The sequence below is a fragment of the Alteromonas lipotrueae genome, assembly GCF_019249255.1.
Taxonomy (GTDB): Bacteria; Pseudomonadota; Gammaproteobacteria; order Enterobacterales; family Alteromonadaceae; genus Alteromonas; species Alteromonas lipotrueae.
Genome location: NZ_JAESDJ010000012.1, coordinates 105,780 through 126,474, shown reverse-complemented (window position 1 = coordinate 126,474; position 20,695 = coordinate 105,780). Strand labels below are relative to the sequence as shown.

Below are 20,695 nucleotides of genomic sequence, written 5' to 3'. Positions count from 1 at the left end.
CACTAATCGTAAACATTTTTGACCCAAAGCTAGAACTTTTTCATTCATTCTATCGACAACTCCATTTGATGGCTAACAATTTAGTGTACGGAAAAAATCCTTTATGCAAGGTGGAAAATTTCCATATTTCATTGATTTATTGTCCCAGTCTATTTTTTAAGCTCCTGATTGGCAAGTCATTATTTATAACCCCTAAAGCACACCACAAGAAAGGCGGAAAAATTCCGTAATAAATCGGACTTATGCAACTGAATATGAGGCTGTATAAATAAACAGTATTTTTGCAAAGTTATTTTTGTCTAATAAATCTTAAATTCCGCAATAGTAATCCCCTTACTGTAAGCAAACCTAAAAATAAATTTATTGATACAAATAGGCATTTTTTAGCGATTATTACGCCTGATAAATCTAGCTTTCAAGCACTATAATGCACTTTATGGTGCGGTTTGAATTTAAAGCACGTAACAAAGACTAACACGGGTTACCACAAGCAAGGCGGTGACTGAATAATCAACATTGGCAGGTAATTTTATGGCGACGAATAACCCATTTGGCCCTAAAGGTTGGACTCCCGAGCGTTTGGGGTCTCTTTCGGGAAAAACGTTTCTAATCACTGGCGCAAATAGTGGGGCGGGGTTTCAGGCTACGCGAATCTTGCTATCGAAAGGGGGGAGCGTGGTAATGCTAAATCGTAACCCTAGTAAATCAGAAGCTGCCATCGCCAAGCTACAAACCGAGTTTGGTGATGAAGCTAAAGTCAGCTTTATACAATTAGATTTAGCGGAATTGGCGTCAGTAAGGCGCGCGTCGCAAGAAATACTAGAAAAGGTGCCTAAAATCGATGCGCTTGTGAGTAATGGTGCAATTGCTCAAATTTCCACACAACAGCTAACTGTCGATGGGTTTGAAAGTCAGTTAGGGGTAAACCATTACGGTCATTTTTTATTATGTGGTTTGCTCTTTGAAAGAATTGAAGCATCAAAAGGCAGAATTGTAGTGGTGTCTAGTGAAGGCCACAAAATGGGATTAAGAGCCATTCAATTCGATGACATGAATTGGGATAAGAACTACCATCCAAATAAAGTGTACAGCCAAAGTAAGCTAGCTCAAATGATGTTTGCCTATGAACTCCAAGACAAAATCAAAGCCGCTGGAAAAAATGTGAAGGTATACGTTTGTCACCCTGGGGCTTCTAATACTTCCCTTATTAGGGAAAGCGCGAGTTTAATGACCCGAATTTCGTGGGCATTAATGGTTAAGATCGGCCTTGCGCAAACGGCTGAAAAGGGCGCGTACCCAGAGGTAATGTGTGCCACCGAAGAAAACTTAAAGGAACGTGCTTATTATGGCCCAACGGGGCTAATGAATTTTGGTGGCCCGGTAGGTGAGGGTAAGCTTGAATCATTTGTTGTGCAGAAAGACGCGTTAACTCGGTTGTGGGCGCTTTCTGAGAAAGAAACTGCTATTGATTGGCCGCTTTAATTTAATAAGAAAGGCGCTTTATGCTTGGGCTCAAAGATGAAAAAATTAATTTTTGGTGTGGGTATCAGTATGTTAATAACAATGAATTCATCGGCTAACAATAGTAGTCAGTTAAGCAATACTCAACAGGCTTCTCAAAGCTTAATACAAGATATTGAGGGTAATGTTTATCGCACTGTGAAAATTGGCGATAGAGTCTGGCTAGCTGAGAATTTAAGGTCGACTAAATTTCAGGACGGTACCCCGGTTAATACGGGTTTCGTCCCGGATGATAACGACAAAAATTTATCAAGCTATGGCAGGCTTTATGATTGGAATGATGTTTCCAACTCGCGAAATATTTGTCCTGCGGGATGGCGAGTGGCATCAGATGAAGACTGGAAATCGCTAGAGGCAGCTATTGGTATTGCCGAATCTGATCTTGATAAAGAAGGATGGAGAGGCGAGAAAGACGTGTCTATTACACTTAAAGCTGCGCAGCCAAATACTTTGTTCAAGCGTTTTGACCAGTCCCAAGTCAATAAGTATAAATTTTCTGCTACGCCAGCGGGTGTAAAGCTTGGTAATTGGTATATAACCCAAGGCATGTATACTGAGTTTTGGACAAGCAGTAATGCCACTCAAAAAGAAGCTTTTGCTAGAACACTTGCCTATTCGTGGTGGAACTCTCATAAGGGAGAAATTCGCCGAACTAAACTCAAAAAGAGTTATATGTTATCGGTTAGGTGCGTAAAAATGTAGGTTAAATGATGCTCCGAACAGTTGTTTTAACGGTTTTATTGCTAGTGCTTTTTCTAACTACGGGTTGTGCTAACTCTGAAGCGAAGCCGCTTAATTACCAAGCAGATGATGAGATTGTTGTGCTAGCCCACGGGTTGGGTAGAAGTGATTGGGCAATGTGGCGTTTTGCTAAGCGGTTGGAGAACGCGAACTATAAAGTATGTCTATTAGACTACACTACCATCGGGGTGAGTGTGGCTTCGGTATTAGATGAAACAGCCAGCCAAATAGATGTGTGCCTACAAAATGCCCCCAAAGTACATTTTGTAGGGCACTCTCTTGGTGGTTTAGTCATTAGAGCATACTTGCAAAATCATGAAGAAGCCTTAGAAGTCGTGAACGTGGGAAAGGTAGTACTGGTAGGTACACCAAACAAAGGCAGTGAATTAGCCGATCATTATAATGACAGCTGGTTAATGAACCTAGGTGGGGGAATTAGCCGTGCGTTAGTCACTGGCACTAGAAGCTTGGGCAATAACCTTGATGCGGTAGATTTCACTATTGGCATTATTGCGGGCACCAAGCCGTTAGGCTTAACGAACGACAGGTTCAACGGGCCAAACGATGGTCTGGTATCAGTAGAGTCTACTAAATTGGAGGGCATGACTGATTTTATCACCATCGACGTTGGCCATTCTCAAATGCGATATAGCGAAGAAGTGGCAAAGCAAACTATTTACTTTTTACAAAAAGGCGCATTTGACCACTAGCGCCATGCTGCTCACCTTTGTTAGGTGAGCGTTTCGTAATTAGTAAATACTTTATAAAGCTGTGTGCCACTTAATACCGATGCAGACGGAAAGTGCAAAATAGGGATTAAATCGCAAGGAGCGTTTAATAAGCGGCTGCCATTATCGTTATCAAGCTCGTCAATATTTAGAATTTTCGCAAGGGGCTCACCAGCCTTAATGCTTTCCCCCGGTTTTGCTAGGTATTCCACCATGCCGCCCCAGTCAGTAAAAAGGGTTTTATAGTCTTTTAGCATTACCCCTAACCGAGTCATATCATTAGGCTTAACATCACAATTGTGTAGTGCGCCTTTTGCATTTAGGTAACTGAGTATACTAAGTGCATCCACATCACCCTCGGTGAAATTAATCACCTCTTGGCTACCCATTTCAAGCGTAAAAGCTTCAACGTTAAACTCAATATTTCGCTGCAGGTTTGCCTCAATACTTTCTTGTAGCGTCCACCATGGGCAAAAAGTAGCTTCATCTAATGCGCCAGCAAAAACATTAGGAATAAAAATACAGTGGGGTATGTTAAACAGGCTAGCGCTGGGCTTAGCATACTCAGGCACATAAATATGGCGTGTTGAAACAGGGCCATTATGCAAATCCAGTACAAAATCAGCATTCACCGCTAATTGCTGTAGTTTTAAGTTTAGCTGCTGTGCTAAGCCCAAACCCCAAGGTGTGGCAAGCTTGGTATCTATCGCGTTTGATAAAAATGCTCTGAAACGCTGCTTTATGCCTTGTACCGACTCTTCTGGGGTCACGGTGTTAGCAAATTGCTCAACACTGTCTTTGTCAAAATGATAGCCTCGGTTCCAATTGGTTCCGTTGACAGGGTCGAAGCGGCCCATGGTGTATTCGCCGGCTTTTATATTAGTGCCCACGGGGTTGCAATTGGGTACCAAGATCACTTCACCACAAATATCCATGTTTTTTAAGCGTTGGATAAGGTGGTATATCACTACGTTACCTTGCACTTCGGCGCCATGTATCGAACTTTGAATGTATACGGTGGGGCCGGGTCTTGCGCCTCGCATTCTGTAAATGGGCACATTCATGTTTCTGCCAGAGGCGTTTTGCGCCACGACAATATGCTGCTTAACAACCTCAGTTGTCATAACTCTCTCTTTTTAATTCGTTGTTATTCATGTCGTTGTTAGTTATTGATGCTCTCGTTAGCGCTAATGCTAGTGCTTATATTAGTGCTTATATTAGTGCCAATATAAGTACTTATGCAGGAACTTATAAAATGCCCATGCTAATACTTGTTTCACTTATATGCGCTAACCTTCATTAACCTCTTTATTCTGATTACCACAAACATCACACTGCAGTGTGGCGGGTAGCGTCCATTGTTGCCATTCATGCTGCAAACCATCGAAGGTCAACAAGGTATTTACCGGAACTGAACCTACTCCCATTAATACCTGCATGGCAAGCAGTGCTTGGTAGGTCCCTACAATGTTCACGATGGGCGAAAAAATACCTGCTTCGGTACAGCTTAATTCAGGCGCGCTAAATAACCTACGTAAACACGCATAGCATTGGCTTTCGCCGGGTTTAGCTACGAATAATTGACCTTCAAAGCGAATGGCTGCCCCAGAAATTAAAGGAACGCTGTGTTTATAACACAAGCGGTTTATAAGGTCGCGGCTTTGAGTATTATCGGTGCAATCAAGCACAATGTCGTGCTCGCTAAACAGTTTGTGGGTATTGATTTCAGCTTTCTCTAACGCAGTAGCACCTCTCATAGTAGCCCCTCCCTCTGCGCTGTCTGACTCAGTGCGTTCTTCCCTAGCGCTGTTTCCAGCAGGAAGTGGTATATTATCCTGAAGCAAACTCGCTTCAATACTGACAATTTCACAATCGCTATTCATTTGCGATAGCCTGACTTTCGCTGCCATCACTTTTGACTGTCCAACTTGGCTTTCATCGAACAAGGTTTGGCGGGGGAGGTTGGTATGCTCAACAATATCGTTGTCTATCAGCGTAATTTTGCCCACACCACTGCCACATAAGCTCGTGGCCGCCGCATTACCTAAACCGCCTACACCAATTATTAGAATGCGAGACGACGCCAACAATTCCTGACCATCAATATCAACTTGAGGCAGTACAATTTGCCGGTTGTATCGCATTACCTGCTTAGTAGATAGCGGGGTTTTCATTTACGCATTAACCTTAGTGTAAAAATAAGTGAGCAAGTAAGGCACAGTAGCAAAAAGGAAACTGGTTGCCCAAGTAATTGACATCCAAGCTATTGAATACAATGCTTTTACCCTCATAGATAAATTGTATTATTTACGTTGTTCTTTTTAGCTTTACCACTATTTTTAATTCATATTGGTACAAGGCAATGAGTCATGCTCCCAATCCACAACAATTTTCAGGTTGGGCGCAGCATGTTATAAAATCGACTCTTTATAACAGCTCAGCGTCTGACTAAAAAACCGGAGCGCCGCTGGCGCAGTATATGTTGCCGCATACATCAATGTGGTAAGCTGAACGTAACATGATGTATTAATTTAGGCGTACTTTATCAAAGCCTGAATAAATGTCGCATATCAATTTAGGATTTCTTATGTCTGTAGTTAGTCAGCCGCTTAATTTGGCGGTACTTACCATTTCTGACACCCGCACACTTGAAAATGATAAGTCAGGGGATTATTTAACTAACGCATTAAATACTGCGGGGCATAACTTAGGCGACAGAGCCTTAGTAAAAGACGATATCTATCAGCAGCGCGCTATAGTGTCGGCGTGGATAGCAAACCCCGATATTCACGGTATATTAATTACTGGTGGCACGGGCTTTACCCACAGAGACTCTACGCCAGAAGCTATCAGTGTGTTGTTCGATAAACAGGTCGATGGCTTTGGTGAATTGTTTCGCCAGGTAAGCTACGAAGAAATTGGTACTTCTACCATCCAGTCTCGTGCTATTGCTGGTTTTGCCAACAATACCGTCATCTTTTGCTTACCCGGCTCTACAGGCGCTTGTAAAACCGGTTGGGAAAAAATTATTGCTAGCCAGTTAGATGTCGATTTTAAACCCTGTAACTTCGTTAAACACTTGGTGTCGTAATGGCCACATTTAGTCATTTAAATGCAGGCGGCGAAGCTAACATGGTAGATGTTAGCGATAAAGCAGTAACCGTCAGAGAAGCCACTGCCCAAGGGTATTTATATACCAGTCCAGAGGTAATCGCCCAAATAAGTAATGCCACTATTGCCAAGGGCGACGTATTTGCTGTAGCGCGTATTGCAGGTATTCAGGGGGCAAAGCGATGCGCCGATCTCATTCCGTTGTGCCATCCTCTTGCGCTCTCGAAAGTAGATGTAAACTTTGCCATCGAGCCCGAAAATAACCGCATAAAAACCACCTGTTTTTGTAAACTAAATGGCAAAACAGGGGTAGAGATGGAAGCCCTTACCGGTGTGAACGTGGCTCTGCTTACCTTGTTTGATATGTGTAAGGCTATCGATCCTGGGATGCGCTTAGAAGGCATTCAGGTACTCGATAAAAAAGGGGGTAAAACGGGTCATTGGCAGAGCATCAATGAGCCGGCTAGCAGCCACATCAACGACAATAAAACATTAGGTGAGTAATTTACCTTCATAGGACTCAACATGAATGTAACCGTGAAAACCTTTGCGCAATTACGTGAAATTACCCAAGAAGGTAGCTTTACATTAACGCTGCCTGAAAGCGCCGTTACTATGGGTGACGTTATTACCTTGCTAAAAAGCCGTAGTGACAAATGGTCGCAAGCGCTTGGTGCCTCTGCTGGTAGCGAAAATGGCAGTGTATTAATGGCGCGAAACCAGCAACTGTGCGATATACAAACTCATGTGCAACCAGGTGACGAACTAGCCTTTTTCCCACCAGTAACAGGGGGGTAATCATGTTCGCATTAATTGGCGACGCCGATTTCGATCAACAGTGGTTATACAATCGCTTACGCCAAGAAGCTAGCCAAAAAGCCAAAGGCAATGTAGGCGCTATTGTTACTTTTACCGGCTTGGTACGAGACAACAATGCCGATGGTAATATTTTAGGTATTGAGCTTGAACATTACCCTGGCATGACAGAGCAAGCCCTAACCAACTTAGTGCAAGAAGCCATCACTCGATTTTCGCTAACCTCGGCAGGCGCGGTTCACCGTGTTGGCCGATTATATAACGACGAGCAAATAGTCTGGGTTGGCACTGCCGCACCCCATCGCGCTGCGGCATTTGAAGGCGCTAACTTTTTAATGGATATGCTTAAGCAATCTGTCCCCTTGTGGAAAAAAGAGTTCACCCGAGATGATTCACGATGGGTTGACGTAAAGTCCTCAGACGATAAGGCCGCTTTGGCCTGGCTGAGAGAAAAATAGCAATGGCGGTTGGCGCAAAGATACCGGCGTGTTCAAAAATGATACTCGCGTGTTTAAGAATTTCCCCCGCGTTTTTAAGCATGCAAGTTGGTAAACCTAAAGGCCGCGCGGGTACGTTTCTACCTGTTGTTTTTTTTACTCTGTGTCTTGCCTGTAATGCGGCAGTATCAAACAGTAATCTCTCTTCATATGAAAAGACTAGTTCTTATAACAATGCCATTTCTAAAAACAACCATCAGTACCATGAACACCATGAAATAGTCGCTTCTAAGGAAGACGCCGCTATTTATGACACGGCAGTACCCATATTATCTTCGCCATTACAAATTGCTGTAGCCGCAAATTTTGCCAAGCCTTTACGCAGTATCGCCAATGATTATTTCAAGAAAACCGGGCAAGAAGTAAGTGTTACCGTTTCTTCCAGTGGAACCCTATTTGCGCAGCTTACCCATGGTGCTCAATTTGATGTATTCCTCTCTGCTGATACTGCTAGGCCCAATGCGTTAATAAAGGCAGGGCGTGTTAACGCTGAAGATGTGCATGTTTACGCTAAAGGTAGGTTGGCCTTTCTGTCTTCTCATACTACAGCTTCAACACCACACTTTACTGCTGGGGCATTGGCTGGGAAAAAGCTGGCTATCGCTAACCCTAAACTTGCTCCTTATGGCAACGCAGCAAAGCAGTATCTTGTTAATACCAATCAGTGGAATGCTGTTTCCCCCCATATTGTGATGGGTAAAAACGTACTTCAAACCTATCAGTTTTTTACTACAGGTAACGCCGATTATGCCTTGGTGGCATACTCCCTCGCCCTAGCTGACAAGCGAATTAATTGGACTGATAAGCGAATAAATGAGGCTGATGAGCAAAATATTTCTGGGCGCAATGCTTATGTTGAAGGCGATGTTGAAGGCGATGGGGCAATACTCATTCCCGACACCCTGCATCAACCAATATTACAAAGCCTTGCAGTTACCGCCGCAGCCGACAGAAAAGCCGCAGCATCTGCATTTGCTCGTTACTTATTGTCATTAGACGTACAGGGAAATTTGCCCAATTGGGGTTATCAACCCGCTGATGATTCATTATCGGTTAGCGTAACTTCCAGTATTAATGAGAACAAGCGAGTAGATAACAGAGTCACTAGGGGTATACCATAAATGCTAGAACATAGCGCCTTTACTGCGGTAGGGTTAACCCTAAAACTGGCCTTTTTAACCAGCGTGCTGTTAATGGTATTGGTTACTCCTCTGGCGTGGAAGTTGGCAAACTGGCAACATAAATTAAAACCCGTATTCATGTCGGTACTTGCATTACCTTTAGTGCTTCCCCCCACCGTGCTCGGCTTTTACTTGTTGGTGGCTTTTTCGCCCCAAAGCCCAGTTGGGGAAGGGTGGCAATGGCTCACCGGCCATCAGCTAGCGTTTAGTTTTGAAGGCTTAGTGATAGGCTCTTTTATTTACTCATTACCCTTTGCGCTGCAGCCCTTGTATAGCGGCTTTACTCAACTCGATAAACGGTATGTTGAAGTGGCGCATTCATTAGGCTTTGGAAAAATAGAGACGTTTTTCAGCATCATACTTCCTTTGTGCAAAGCCCCATTTATAGTGGCATTTGGCCTTAGTTTCGCCCATACCATTGGTGAATTTGGTGTGGTGCTAATGATTGGGGGGAATATTCCAGGCGAAACCCAAGTGCTCTCAATTGCATTGTATGAACATGTTGAAGCCTTAGAATATGGCCAAGCACATGCACTTTCGTTGGGGCTACTATTGTTTTCATTTTTACTGCTTACGCTGCTGTATCGCTTTAATGGAAAAGGAGGGCAAGGTTGGAGTTCAATATCTCGTTAGAAAACCGCATTAGTGCGAAAGCCGCATTACCATCTTCCATGCAGGTAGTGGGTATTACCGGGCCATCAGGTGCGGGTAAAAGCAGCTTGCTTCGTGCGCTAGCTGGGTTCGAACAAGAAGCATCAGTAAGTGTTAATTGGTTTGCTGAAGATGCTAAACCTATTGCTAGCGCAACAGTTAACGCGCATTCAGCAACCAAGGAAATAAACGTAAATAGCGCGCCCATCCGCGTGCGGGTAGGTTTGGTATTTCAGCAGCCTATGCTATTTCCTCATGTAAATGTAAAAGGTAATTTAGCACTGGCCGAACGTCATGCTGGCTCAAAGGCGTTAACAGTTGAACATGCTATTGCTGGTTGTGAGTGCGAACATTTGCTGCATAAATCAATAGGCAGCCTTTCAGGTGGTGAAGCGCAGCGGGTGGCATTAGCGCGTGCACTGGTTAATGGCCCAGATGTGCTGATGCTTGATGAGTCGTTAAGCGCATTAGATGCAGCTTTACGTAGCAAAATTCTGCGATTTCTAGTCAAAACCTGTGGGCGCTTAAATATAAAATTGATCATGGTGTCTCACGATGTTCAAGACTTGGCTCTATTCTGTGATGGGCTGATATCTGTAGTTGATGGCGCGGTAGAGGCGACGGGTTCAGTAGCTTACGTTATGGCGAAAATCGCCAGCCAGGGAAGTGTAGAAAATCCCTGTGCAATTTTAGAAGGCGAGGTAATTCAAAAGTCGAAAGATTTTCCTTATCCATTTACACGTTTGAATGTAAGCGGCAACGTACTTTACGCCAAAGCTACCGTGCAATGTGATAATAAACTGAATACGGAAAACAAAGATGAGCAAAGGGTAGGCACTTACCAGTATCCGCAGCGAGGAAAAATAGCCGTTTTTGCCAGCGAGGTGAGTATTGATACCAATACACAAGTGAATGTGCCCTCTAGCAGTATTTTAAACGCGTTACCGTGCGAAGTGGCGGAAATTTACTTCTCTGAAACACCGCAATCTAAAGAACATCAACTACAAACCGCAATCGTGGTGCTATCCCATGGTAATCAAGCGTTGTATGCCAGAGTAAGCACCTTGTCGATTGAACGGTTGAAACTTGAACCTGGTTTATCCGTGGTAGCTAGGTTCAAACTTCAGTAGGTTTGCAAAGCGTTTTAAAGCGCTGCGTTTACTATTACTAGGTGCTAAATTCCCGGCCCTAAACTCCCACTGCCTAAATTGCCGCAGAATAGCGTGAAATATGGTGACCTTTGTTTAGGTAAGCGTCGAATCTTGCACATATTGCTCTTATATAAATGCGAGACTTATTTGGCACACTAATATATCGATCGCGAAGTTCAATAATACCGTCGTCTACTAACGATTTAAGGCTCGTTAATTCAATACAGAAATAGCCATTGAATTTAATATTGTACTTGTCTTCAATATCTTTCTTATCTAAATACAAATTACACATTAAAGACATAATCACGTCTCGACGAATGCGATCGTCTAGGGTTAACGCAATGCCGTTGGCGGTTAGCGGTATGTCGTTGTCCAACCGGTTGTAATAGTCTTTAAGTTGTTTGGGGTTCTGGCCATATGCATTGCCTATTGTACTAATGGCAGATACGCCCAAACCAAGTAAGTCACTGTTTTTATGCGTGGTGTAGCCTTGAAAGTTTCGGTGCAATACGTGGTTATGCTTAGCCATGGCTAGTGTGTCGCTGGGCTTCGCGAAGTGATCTAAACCAATCATTTCAAAGCCTGTTTTAGAAAAACTTTCTACTGCCATTTGGTGCATTGCCGCTTTTTCATCAGGGGTGGCTAGGGTATCTAGCGGTATTTTGCGTTGGGCTGCGAATCTGTCTGGTAAGTGGGCATAGCTAAAAAGTGACACTCGGTCGGGTGACATGGCTTTTACCGCCACTACCGTGGTGCGAAACTTCTCCATAGTTTGTTTGGGCAAACCGTAAATTAAGTCCAAATTGACCGAGGTATAGCCTATGTTTTTTGCATCAAACACTAATTTGGCAATGTGTGCGGTACTTTGAACCCGATTGATAGACTGCTGAACATCTACATTAATATCTTGTACACCAAAGCTAACACGGGTGTAACCTAATTCATTTAAATCTTTTAAGTATTCACAAGTCACATTTCTAGGATCTAACTCAATTGAAAATTCAGCTTCGCTGGAAATAAGAAAGTGTTTCTTAATCAGATACATTAAATAGGTATGTTGTATCGTTGAAAGAAAACTTGGGGAGCCTCCACCTAAATGAAGGGCTACCACTTTCTTATCTTTATAAAGCGATTTTTTCGCTACCATCTCTTTTTCAATGTAGCTAAGGTAATGGTCGGCTTTTTCGTTGTGGCGAGTTACTATTTTATTGCAGCCACAGTAATAGCAAAGCTGTTCGCAGAAAGGGATGTGAATATATAAGCTTATGGTATCGGCGCCGCAGTTTTCAGACGCGCTCTCTAATAACCCGTCGTTCACCGACTCGAATTTAAGCGCAGTAGGGTAAGAAGTGTAACGTGGCGCCTGTTGTGCATATTTTGTAATTGTACTTGTGGCGCGATCAATTGGCGAATTCATAGGTATTTTCTGCTTAGTTTGCTAGTAAAGTAGCGAAAGACACTTATACAGGTGGCCTTTCTTTCGTGGTAAACCCATTTCATCATTGATAATAATGCAAACTAGTAAGGTGTTTATTGATCTCGTTCAAGGTTTTGCTCTTAAACATACTCATTATAGTCAGTTTTCCAATTTTGCTAGTACAAGGCCTGCTGGTAAGGAAAAAAACGCTCAAATTACCGGAACCTTCCGGTAAAAGAGTGGGTTGCTGCCAGTGCGCTAGCAATGCCCCCAAAAAGGTGCATCTTAAAGGCGATGCGCATAGCGGCGTTCCGGTAAGCTGTCAGCAAATGAAGGCTCCCTTGGCGTTGCTTATTGCGGGAGATTCCGCTGCCGCTGGCGTGGGTGTATCTACTCAAGAACAAGCACTGTCTGGCTGGTTAATTAACAGTTTGTCGGAAAACTTTTGCGTTGATTGGGAATTAAAGGCCAAGACAGGGGTTAACAGTACGGATTTGTTATCCATGTTGCAGCGGGCTAAACCCAACCTTGATCCTACGTATGATGCTAATTCAACGTCCCTCTCAACAATCACTTCTACCCATAGTTTCGACACGCCTCTTCAATGCAGCTCGTTCGACGTGGCGGTTATTTCAATAGGGGTAAATGATGTAACGGGTTTTACGTCCTTGCGCCGGTGGCGTAGTAATGTCACGCAAATAATTGAAATACTAAAAGCGCGATACCAGTGCAGGTCAGTTGTATTTACCGCACTGCCTCCTATGCACGAATTTCCCGCGCTACCCCAACCGTTACGTTGGGTGTTAGGGCAAAGAGCGAAGTACCTCAATACCGCCTTGCTTAAGCTGGTGAACAAATATCATGGGGTTAACGTACTCACACTAACCTTAAACCCAATAGGTAATGATCAATCAGACAACACGCTCAAATACATGGCTGAAGATGGCTTTCATCCGCAAGTTGCAGGCTATCAATTGTGGTCTAACGCTGTTGTGAAGTTAGTGAACGAAGAACTTGATGAATTGGTCGGTAAAAATAGCAATGTTGGTTGAAGCTGAAAGGTTCACCCCTACAATACATTATTCATTTAGTAGGTGTTTAAAACCAACAATATTTAACGGCTTCGCGCTGGAGGTGCAATGAAAAGAGTAACGATAGATATGGTGTCAGACGTAGTTTGCCCTTGGTGCATTATTGGTTACGAACGTCTACAAAAAGCCATCGCGCAATTAGACGATATTGAAGTAACTATTCAATTTCACCCGTTTGAACTTAACCCGGACATGCCGCAAGAAGGACAGGACGTTCGTGAACATATAATGGAAAAATACGGGCTTACTCCAGCACAAAGTGATCAAAACCGAAAACAACTTATTGATGCAGGTGCATCGGTTGGTTTTAAGTTTGATTACTTCGACGGCATGCGTATGGCGAATACCTTCAATGCACACCAAGTACTGCACTATGCAGGGGAAAACGGTAAGCAAGAAGCGCTAAAATTACGCTTATTTGCCGCCTATTTCAGTGAAAGAAAAAACGTGAATGATATAGAGGTGTTAGTAAGCGAAGCGGTGTCTGTGGGGCTAAACGAGCAAGAGGTAAGTGAACTTCTGGCCAATCAAACCTATGCAGATGTCGTTCGAGAGCACGAGAACTTATGGTTGCAACGTGGTATTCAAAGCGTACCTACTTTTGTGATTGGTAATAGCGGTGTTGCGGGTGCACAAGACCCAGAGACGTTAGCGCAATTTATTGTTCAGGCATCTACTGAGCAATGAGTAATCAGCTAATACACCTTTTAGCCCAGTGGCATCCGCTAAAGGATGCCCACCAGTGGGTGCTGGGGCTTATATATAAGACGGAAGGCTCTTGTTACAGGAAAGCGGGGGCTGTCATGTTGTTCAGCAATGCTGGGCATCAACTAGGTGTGTTAAGTGGTGGCTGCCTTGAATCAGACATTAACAAACAAGCCCAGCGGGTAATGCAAGATGGTAAGCATCGTACAGCAGTTTACGATGATAACGATGAAGAAGACATTGCCTTTAAACTAGGTGTAGGCTGCGGCGGGGTTGTACATTTAGCGCTGTTACCTGTAACTAGTGATAATCACTATTTACAGTTACATACTGTGTATTCATATTTGGTGAGCGGGCAACCTTGTTTATGGAAGCAAGAAGTTAATGGCGAACTTTCCTCCTCTGTTAGCGTTTGCGACAACCAGCAAGCGAGTAACAGCGAACAGGCTGACAACACCACTCGTGTGAAGCCTGAAGCTAAAAAAACGGCCGCTTTACTTGATACCCAAAACGGTAAGTGCTTTCTAACAGTACCTTGTGAACCGCCTCCACACCTACTTATCGTTGGCGGTGGATACGATGCCACTTTTGTGGTGAAGATGGCAGTGCAGCAAGGGTGGTCGGTGAGCGTATGGGATCCTAGGCCAGCACAGGCAAGGGTAGAGCACTTCGGTGATGCTAACTTTATTGTCGAGTCGACAGAAGTCGAAGCACTGAATTTGCATGTCGCAGAACACAATATCGATGCAGCGGTGTTGATGTCTCATCACCGACAAATAGACAGTAATGCCTTAGCAATGTTATCTCGGTACCCGCTGAAGTACGTGGCCATGTTAGGGCCTATTCACCGTAAAGAAGAAATGTTCGCGTTAGCTGGGGTTAAAGAAAGTGATTTTAAAGGCTTCTTCGCCAGCCCAGCTGGGTTTAATATCGGTGGCGACTTGCCAGAAAGCATCGCGTTGTCGATTATTGCTCAGTGCCATGCAGTACTGGCAAACAAATTTCCGACATTAAAGTAGTTATGTGCAACACGCAGTTTATATACACATTCCTTAAAAGTCTTATACATGGCTTCAGTAAAAGCCCCGTGCAAGCCCCATAAAGCTTCCATAACTGCGTCCATAACTGCCACGAAGTAGATAAATAGCCCCAAAGTAGATGAATAAGTGGGGCTTTTTATTTAAGGTTACATCGCTTTTGTTTTAACAAACGCAATAGTTAAAAACGATTTCTTACCGATATACCATAGGAGCGAGGTGCGCCTGGGTAGGCCATCAGTTTTCCTTCTTGCACTGGCACATCAAAACCACTTCTAGCGATATATTCTTCATCCAAAAGGTTTCGAGCCCATACAATAATTTCGGTGTCCCATTCCTCAAGCTGAAGTGAAAGTCGTGCATTAATAATCTCGTATGAACCAGACTGTTTATAGGGGTCGTTGGAATCATCCAAATATACTTCCCCTGTATACTGATAATCTGCGCTTATTGTGGCGTCGTAACTCGCTACTAAAAAATGATGGTTTAGCATAATTGAAAGGCTATTTTGAGGCTCAAAACCCACTCTGTCACCGTCTCGTGCACAATACGGGTCGGCAGGTGACGCACGGCCCGGATCGTCAATACCCGTATGCCATGAATAGGCCACCCAACATGTACCTTGTTTGAAGGTATCAAAATTGGCTAACGTGCGTGATGCAATAAGCTGAAGTTCCGTGTTTGCACTCATTAACCAAGTGGTTTCAAGCTCCAGTCCCTTCACATGAATGTCGCCTGCGTTTTGCAGGTTAAAACCGGTACCTGTGAAAGTGGTGGCTTGAAAATCTTCAATGGTTGAATAATGCGCCGCAACATTTACCCGCACACCATAATCAGGCCAATCCTGTTTCAAGCCTATTTCTGCACTACGCGCTTTTTCGGCCTCAAAAGTGGCATCTAAAGACGGTAAAATACGATCAGTATTAGTGCCGCCTGCTTTATAACCAGAGGCTAAGCTGGCATAAATTAGTTGGTTTTTATTGGCCTGATAAGCAAGCTTTATCGTGCCCGTTAACTGGCTATCATCTATTGCTTCGTTTAAATCAGGTCGTGGCAGTACCGCTGATGAACCCAAGAAAAAATACCCCCATCCCGCCTGTTGAAAAGGCGCTAGGGCATTTAGCGAGGTTGGACTAATTGCAGTACCAGTATTGAGCGCTACGCCAATATCATTTAACGCTGTTACCGCAGCACCTATATTGGGCCTGCTTTCGGGAGCGCCGCTCAAGCCATCAATACCTGGGCCTTGTTCGGTGTACCGGCCAGCTATCGACTTCTTTTCATCGGTAAAACGCATGCCAGTCGTCAAGGTGATTGTGTCAGACAGCAACCAGTCAGCTTGGGCAAAAAATGCAACACTGTCTTGTTCTTGATTTGCCGAGTGCATAAATACGGTATTGCTTGGTGCTGCCACCCCAGAAGGGGCTATTAACCCGCCAGTGGCCGCACTAAGTCCATCAATCGCACTTGCCAAGGGAAGTAATTCAGCACCTGCAATGCTAAAAAAGCTATCGAATGCAAACTGTGTCGTGGTGTTAAAGGTTAAATCTAAATTTTGGCTAAAGTAATAGGCACCCAAAAGGCCACGAATTTTATCGCTTTTATAATGCAATCTAAACTCTTGAGAGAAAGACTGTTGTTTTGCATCGTTAGTGGCGGTTAATAAATCCGCATCTGAAAAATCGGTATCTACAATATCGATGCTATCAAAGGCGCGATAAGCCGTAATACCTACCAAAGACCATTGCTCACTAAGCACTACATCAATTTGCGCCGAAACACCTTTATCTTCCATTTTTGAAATAGGGGGTTGAGATAACGATGTGGTGAAATCGTAGAAATCGTCAGTACTGTAAATGGTGGCGTTAAACGGGGGCTGAGATAACAATGCATCTGTGCCAAATTTGCCAGGGATGTCATTTGCCTGAAAATTGTTTTGCCAAGTAAGTGCACCGCAACAACGCTCATTTAATTCACCGTAATCGGCAATGATGCGAACGCTGACATTTTCTGTAGGCGTATAAAGCCACTGAGCCTTTATGGCTGAGCGGTTTTTGTTATTTAAACTCTGCCCAGAAGTGGCATCGGTAATATAGCCATCACCATCGGTTTTAAACCCTGAAATACGCATGGCTAATATATCGTCAATCAACGAGAACGACGCGCCTGCACTTAATCTTAATAATGAATCATTACCCGCCAATACTTCTACAAAACCATCGGTATCGGTATGACTTGGCGCCACAGAGGTAAGGGTCATTGCGCCTGCTGCAGTATTTTTACCAAATAGGGTACCTTGTGGGCCACGTAGTACTTCGATAGCAGCAATATCAACTAAGTCGTTGATAAGGGCATTTTGCCGTGAACGATAAACCCCGTCCACATATAAGCCCACAGAAGATTCGAAGCCGAAATTTTGTGACGATGTGCCAATACCGCGGATGGAAAACCCTGAATTAGTCACGCTTTGATTTTGAAACGCACCAAATGCAGGCACATAGTTTTGCAAATCAAAGACGTCTTTCACCACGGTTTCAATTAAATCGTCGCCGGAAAGGGCGGTCACGGCAACAGGTACTGCTTGTAAATTTTGTGCCGTTTTTTGTGCCTGAACGGTGATATGCTCTAAGGCGCTATCTTGGCAGTAAGCAAGTGAAGATGTGCAACTCGCAGCTATACCTAATGCGACGAATGTGTGCTTGGGCAGCAATTTTTTCATTTTTATTTTACCTAACATCTAACCCATTTCAAACGAATAGCGTCGTTTGACTACAGCTAGAACCTTAGCAGTAATCTTTCACTTTGCATCAATGTGCAAAAAACAACGTAACAACTTAGTGTTGCAGTAATTTTAAGTCGCTACAACGATAGTAGAAATATTCTGAAAACCAACTGCCTCAACGCTATTGGGCGTGTTTAGTCGCCTTTGTTCCCCATAGCCTAACATGATGTATTCCCATTCAAAATATCAATTAAACTTATGGTGCTACTTTTCTTACCATGGTTAACATATTGATAACATCAGAGAGTAGTATGACTGACATCTACCTAGTACGCCACGGACAAGCATCTTTTGGCGCAGCAAACTACGACAAGCTTAGTGATCTAGGTGCACAGCAGTCCCAGTGGCTTGGGCACTACTTCAAGCAGCGCGATATTACTTTCGATAGTGTGTTTATGGGTGACATGGTGCGCCACAGAGAAACCGCCGAAGGTATTGCAAAAGGGATAGGTTCTCTACCCCAAGCGAACATCAACAGTGAATTGAACGAATTTAACTTTCAAGCAGTGGCAACAGCGTTTTTAACCCGATACCCAGATCAAAAAGTGCCAGAAGGTGCGTCTCGGGCAGAATATTATCGGTTGCTTAAAAAAGCCATGTTGGCATGGGCAGCCAATGATCTCGACCATAACTTATTGGATGAGAGTTGGGCAGGCTTCGAAGATAGGGTGGCCACTATGCTAAGCGCGCTCCAAAGCACACAGGCAAAGCGAGTGTTGGTGGTAAGTTCAGGGGGGGCCATTGCCATGATGTTAAAGCACATACTCGGTTACGACGCCCCCACGGTTATTAACATGAACTTGCAGATTAGAAATGCGAGTTTTTCTCAGTGCTTCGCGAATACTCGTGGTGTGCATTTGAACAATTTCAACAGCGTACCACATTTAGATGTTGTGGATAGATTGCACGCTGTGACATACAGCTAAACAGCGCCATCAGCGGATAAGGACAGTTATGAACTTTGAATACAATGAAAGAACACAAACGCTTTTAACGAAATTAAGAGCCTTCATGCAAGAAGAAGTGTATCCAATTGAGAAGGAGTATGTTCACGCGGTAGAAAATGGTGAAAACCGTTGGCAAACTCCCGTTATGATGCAAACTCTCAAACAACGCGCAAAAGACGCCGGCCTTTGGAATCTCTTCCTTCCAGAGGAATATAAGCCTTACGGCGCTGGGTTATCAAATGCTGAATACGCCCCTTTGTGTGAAGAGATGGGGCGTGTGTTGTTTAGCTCAGAGATTTTCAATTGTAGCGCGCCTGATACGGGCAACATGGAAGTGTTGGCGAAGTACGGAAATGAAGAACAGAAAAAACAATGGCTAGAGCCACTGCTTAATGGCGAAATTCGTTCTGCCTTTGCCATGACCGAGCCAGCAGTTGCGTCAAGTGATGCGACTAACATTGAAACGTCAATTACCCGAGATGGCGATGAATACGTAATCAATGGGCGCAAATGGTACACCAGTGGTGCCATGAACGAAAATTGCAAAATCATGGTGGTAATGGGTAAAACCGACTTTGAAGCTGCTCGTCACCAGCAACAGTCGCAAATTTTAGTGCCAATGGATACGAAGGGGGTCACCATTGTGCGCCCCATGGCTGCGATGGGCTATTTTGATGAGCCTGTAGGGCATGCGGAAGTATTGTTCGATAACGTACGGGTTCCGGTAAGCAATTTGCTACTCGGTGAAGGTCGCGGGTTTGAAATTGCACAAGGTCGCTTAGGCCCAGGCCGTATTCATCACTGCATGCGCTTAATTGGCTGCGCACAGCGCGCCTTAGATTTAGCCTGTGAGCGAGTAGATCAGCGTGAAGCATTTGGTAAGCCACTTAGCAAACAGCAGTCGGTGCGCGAAAGTATTGCACAAATGCATTGTGATATTGAGCAAGCGCGCTTACTAACACTTAAGGCTGCCGACAAAATGGATAGATACGGCAATAAAGTCTCTCGAGATATTATTGCCGCCATTAAAATTGTTGCACCCAAAATGGCGTGTAGGGTTATTGACGAAGCTATCCAAATGCATGGCGCTGCAGGTACAAGTCAAGATTACGCATTGTCTGCCATGTACGCGTATGCTAGGACCATTCGTTTAGCCGATGGCCCTGACCAAGTGCACATGATGCAATTGGGTCGCAATCTGATTGCCGAAAAGAACGCTTAAGGAGTATCTGTGGCTACGCACACGCTAGATATAGAAACGTTAAATCACTACCTAAATAAGGCGTGCCCAGAAATAGGCACGGTGTTGTCGGCAGAGAAATTCTCAGGTGGGCAATCTAATCCTACGTTTAAACTAAATGCTGATTCTGGCGTTTACGTGCTGCGTCGCCAACCGCCGGGGAAACTGCTCAAGTCTGCCCATGCGGTTGACCGCGAGTATCGCGTTATCAATGCACTAAGTAACACAGAAGTACCTGTGCCTAAGGTTTATCACTTGTGTGAAGATGCCGACATCATTGGCAGTATGTTTTACATCATGGCCTACGTTGAAGGCACCATTTATTGGGACAGCGCTTTACCGGAAGTAGAGAGCCCAAAAACTCGGGGCGCTATGTACGATGAAATGAACCGCGTGCTGGCAGTGATGCACGGTGTTGATATTGACGCCGCTGGGTTAACGAGTTACGGCAAGCCAGGAAGTTACTTTTCTCGCCAGTTAAGCCGGTGGACTCAGCAATACCGTGCTTCTGAGCTAGAGCATGTAGAAGACATTGAGCAGCTTATTACCTATTTAGAAGAAAATTTGCCTGAAGATGATGGGCAAATAGCCTTGGTTCACGGTGATTTTAGGTTGGATAATATGATGTTTGATATGTCTAACCTTGATGAACCTAAAGTGATTGCGTTGCTTGATTGGGAGTTATCTACCTTGGGGCACCCGTATGCCGATTTAGCCTATCAATGCATGCAGCTGCGTTTACCAAGTGACATCGCCCATGCGTCTGGTTTAGGTGGGTTAGACAGAGACGCGTTAGGTATTCCTAGTGAAGAAGAATACGTAGGTGCATATTGCAAGCGACGCGGCATTGACAAAATAGACAACTGGACCTTTTACCTCGCGTTTAGTTTTTTCCGTCTAGCAGCCATTCTGCAAGGAGTAGTTAAACGGGCACATGATGGCAACGCATCAAGCGACAAGGCAATGCAGTTAGGCGCTATGGTGCGCCCTCTGGCACAAATTGCGAATAAAACGATTCATCAAAACAGCTAAACCACCGAACACGGCTGTGGATCTCAATGACATTGAGGTGCACT

20 protein-coding genes are annotated in these 20,695 nt (G+C 44.2%); 16 read left to right on the top strand and 4 right to left on the bottom strand.

Annotated features, from left to right (window positions below; genetic code table 11):
- Positions 1-531 precede the first annotated feature (531 nt).
- From KYS23_RS15900 to KYS23_RS15890, 3 genes are read left to right on the top strand one after another with little or no spacing between them, the layout of a single operon-like run.
- Positions 532-1,482 carry an SDR family oxidoreductase gene (locus tag KYS23_RS15900; protein WP_218419349.1) on the top strand — a complete coding sequence of 317 codons (951 nt, stop codon included), beginning with the start codon at positions 532-534 and terminating at the stop codon, positions 1,480-1,482.
- Between the two features lie 36 nt (positions 1,483-1,518).
- The gene (locus KYS23_RS15895; protein WP_218419347.1) at positions 1,519-2,223 is read left to right on the top strand and encodes a fibrobacter succinogenes major paralogous domain-containing protein; all 705 of its coding nucleotides are present in this window, start codon (positions 1,519-1,521) and stop codon (positions 2,221-2,223) included.
- An 8-nt stretch (positions 2,224-2,231) separates the two neighbouring features.
- Positions 2,232-2,972, top strand: a complete 741-nt coding sequence (locus KYS23_RS15890; protein WP_232370595.1) for a lipase family alpha/beta hydrolase — start codon at positions 2,232-2,234, stop codon at positions 2,970-2,972.
- A gap of 20 nt (positions 2,973-2,992) precedes the next feature.
- Here KYS23_RS15890 and KYS23_RS15885 read toward each other — a convergent pair whose 3' ends face one another.
- Positions 2,993-4,114 carry a M14 family metallopeptidase gene (locus tag KYS23_RS15885; RefSeq protein ID WP_218419345.1) on the bottom strand — a complete coding sequence of 374 codons (1,122 nt, stop codon included), beginning with the start codon at positions 4,112-4,114 and terminating at the stop codon, positions 2,993-2,995.
- Between the two features lie 165 nt (positions 4,115-4,279).
- Positions 4,280-5,164 carry a HesA/MoeB/ThiF family protein gene (locus tag KYS23_RS15880; protein WP_218419344.1) on the bottom strand — a complete coding sequence of 295 codons (885 nt, stop codon included), beginning with the start codon at positions 5,162-5,164 and terminating at the stop codon, positions 4,280-4,282.
- A 413-nt stretch (positions 5,165-5,577) separates the two neighbouring features.
- Here KYS23_RS15880 and moaB point away from each other — a divergent pair, with 413 nt between their 5' ends.
- Genes moaB through KYS23_RS15845 form a run of 7 tightly spaced genes read left to right on the top strand, consistent with a single transcriptional unit; the run spans position 5,578 to position 10,376 of the window.
- On the top strand, positions 5,578-6,081 hold the full coding sequence (gene moaB / locus KYS23_RS15875; RefSeq protein WP_129738855.1) for a molybdenum cofactor biosynthesis protein B: 504 nt from the start codon (positions 5,578-5,580) through the stop codon (positions 6,079-6,081).
- Entirely contained in the window at positions 6,081-6,605 is a 525-nt protein-coding gene (gene moaC / locus KYS23_RS15870) for a cyclic pyranopterin monophosphate synthase MoaC (protein ID WP_218419342.1), read from the top strand. Before moaB ends, moaC begins: the two co-directional genes overlap by 1 nt.
- A 21-nt stretch (positions 6,606-6,626) precedes the next feature.
- Entirely contained in the window at positions 6,627-6,899 is a 273-nt protein-coding gene (locus KYS23_RS15865; RefSeq protein WP_013783771.1) for a MoaD/ThiS family protein, read from the top strand.
- Positions 6,900-6,901: 2 nt separating this feature from the next.
- On the top strand, positions 6,902-7,375 hold the full coding sequence (locus KYS23_RS15860; RefSeq protein ID WP_013783772.1) for a molybdenum cofactor biosynthesis protein MoaE: 474 nt from the start codon (positions 6,902-6,904) through the stop codon (positions 7,373-7,375).
- 2 nt (positions 7,376-7,377) lie between these two features.
- Positions 7,378-8,535: a molybdate ABC transporter substrate-binding protein gene (modA, locus tag KYS23_RS15855; protein ID WP_218419341.1), complete on the top strand. Its 1,158-nt coding sequence runs from the start codon at positions 7,378-7,380 to the stop codon at positions 8,533-8,535.
- On the top strand, positions 8,536-9,228 hold the full coding sequence (gene modB, locus KYS23_RS15850; protein ID WP_159529811.1) for a molybdate ABC transporter permease subunit: 693 nt from the start codon (positions 8,536-8,538) through the stop codon (positions 9,226-9,228).
- Positions 9,207-10,376, top strand: a complete 1,170-nt coding sequence (locus KYS23_RS15845; RefSeq protein WP_159529813.1) for an ATP-binding cassette domain-containing protein — start codon at positions 9,207-9,209, stop codon at positions 10,374-10,376. Before modB ends, KYS23_RS15845 begins: the two co-directional genes overlap by 22 nt.
- Positions 10,377-10,449: 73 nt before the next feature.
- Here the strand turns inward: KYS23_RS15845 and hemN are convergent, their stop codons facing one another.
- Positions 10,450-11,817, bottom strand: a complete 1,368-nt coding sequence (gene hemN, locus KYS23_RS15840) for an oxygen-independent coproporphyrinogen III oxidase (protein ID WP_218419339.1) — start codon at positions 11,815-11,817, stop codon at positions 10,450-10,452.
- Positions 11,818-12,146: 329 nt separating this feature from the next.
- Here hemN and KYS23_RS15835 point away from each other — a divergent pair, with 329 nt between their 5' ends.
- From KYS23_RS15835 to KYS23_RS15825, 3 genes are all read left to right on the top strand, one after another.
- Entirely contained in the window at positions 12,147-12,869 is a 723-nt protein-coding gene (locus KYS23_RS15835) for an SGNH/GDSL hydrolase family protein (protein ID WP_246604438.1), read from the top strand.
- Between the two features lie 87 nt (positions 12,870-12,956).
- On the top strand, positions 12,957-13,595 hold the full coding sequence (locus KYS23_RS15830; protein ID WP_218396320.1) for a DsbA family oxidoreductase: 639 nt from the start codon (positions 12,957-12,959) through the stop codon (positions 13,593-13,595).
- Positions 13,592-14,632: an XdhC family protein gene (locus tag KYS23_RS15825; RefSeq protein ID WP_159529819.1), complete on the top strand. Its 1,041-nt coding sequence runs from the start codon at positions 13,592-13,594 to the stop codon at positions 14,630-14,632. Before KYS23_RS15830 ends, KYS23_RS15825 begins: the two co-directional genes overlap by 4 nt.
- A gap of 199 nt (positions 14,633-14,831) precedes the next feature.
- Here the strand turns inward: KYS23_RS15825 and KYS23_RS15820 are convergent, their stop codons facing one another.
- Positions 14,832-17,369: a TonB-dependent receptor gene (locus KYS23_RS15820; protein ID WP_218419337.1), complete on the bottom strand. Its 2,538-nt coding sequence runs from the start codon at positions 17,367-17,369 to the stop codon at positions 14,832-14,834.
- 314 nt (positions 17,370-17,683) lie between these two features.
- On the opposite strand from KYS23_RS15820, the gene KYS23_RS15815 reads away from it, so the two are divergent.
- Genes KYS23_RS15815 through KYS23_RS15805 form a run of 3 tightly spaced genes read left to right on the top strand, consistent with a single transcriptional unit; the run spans position 17,684 to position 20,651 of the window.
- Positions 17,684-18,358 (top strand): histidine phosphatase family protein, encoded by a 675-nt coding sequence (locus tag KYS23_RS15815; RefSeq protein WP_159529823.1) that lies wholly within the window; start codon positions 17,684-17,686, stop codon positions 18,356-18,358.
- 28 nt (positions 18,359-18,386) lie between these two features.
- Positions 18,387-19,601: an acyl-CoA dehydrogenase family protein gene (locus KYS23_RS15810; RefSeq protein WP_159529825.1), complete on the top strand. Its 1,215-nt coding sequence runs from the start codon at positions 18,387-18,389 to the stop codon at positions 19,599-19,601.
- Positions 19,602-19,610: 9 nt separating this feature from the next.
- The gene (locus tag KYS23_RS15805; RefSeq protein ID WP_159529827.1) at positions 19,611-20,651 is read left to right on the top strand and encodes a phosphotransferase family protein; all 1,041 of its coding nucleotides are present in this window, start codon (positions 19,611-19,613) and stop codon (positions 20,649-20,651) included.
- The last annotated feature ends 44 nt before the right edge of the window (positions 20,652-20,695 follow it).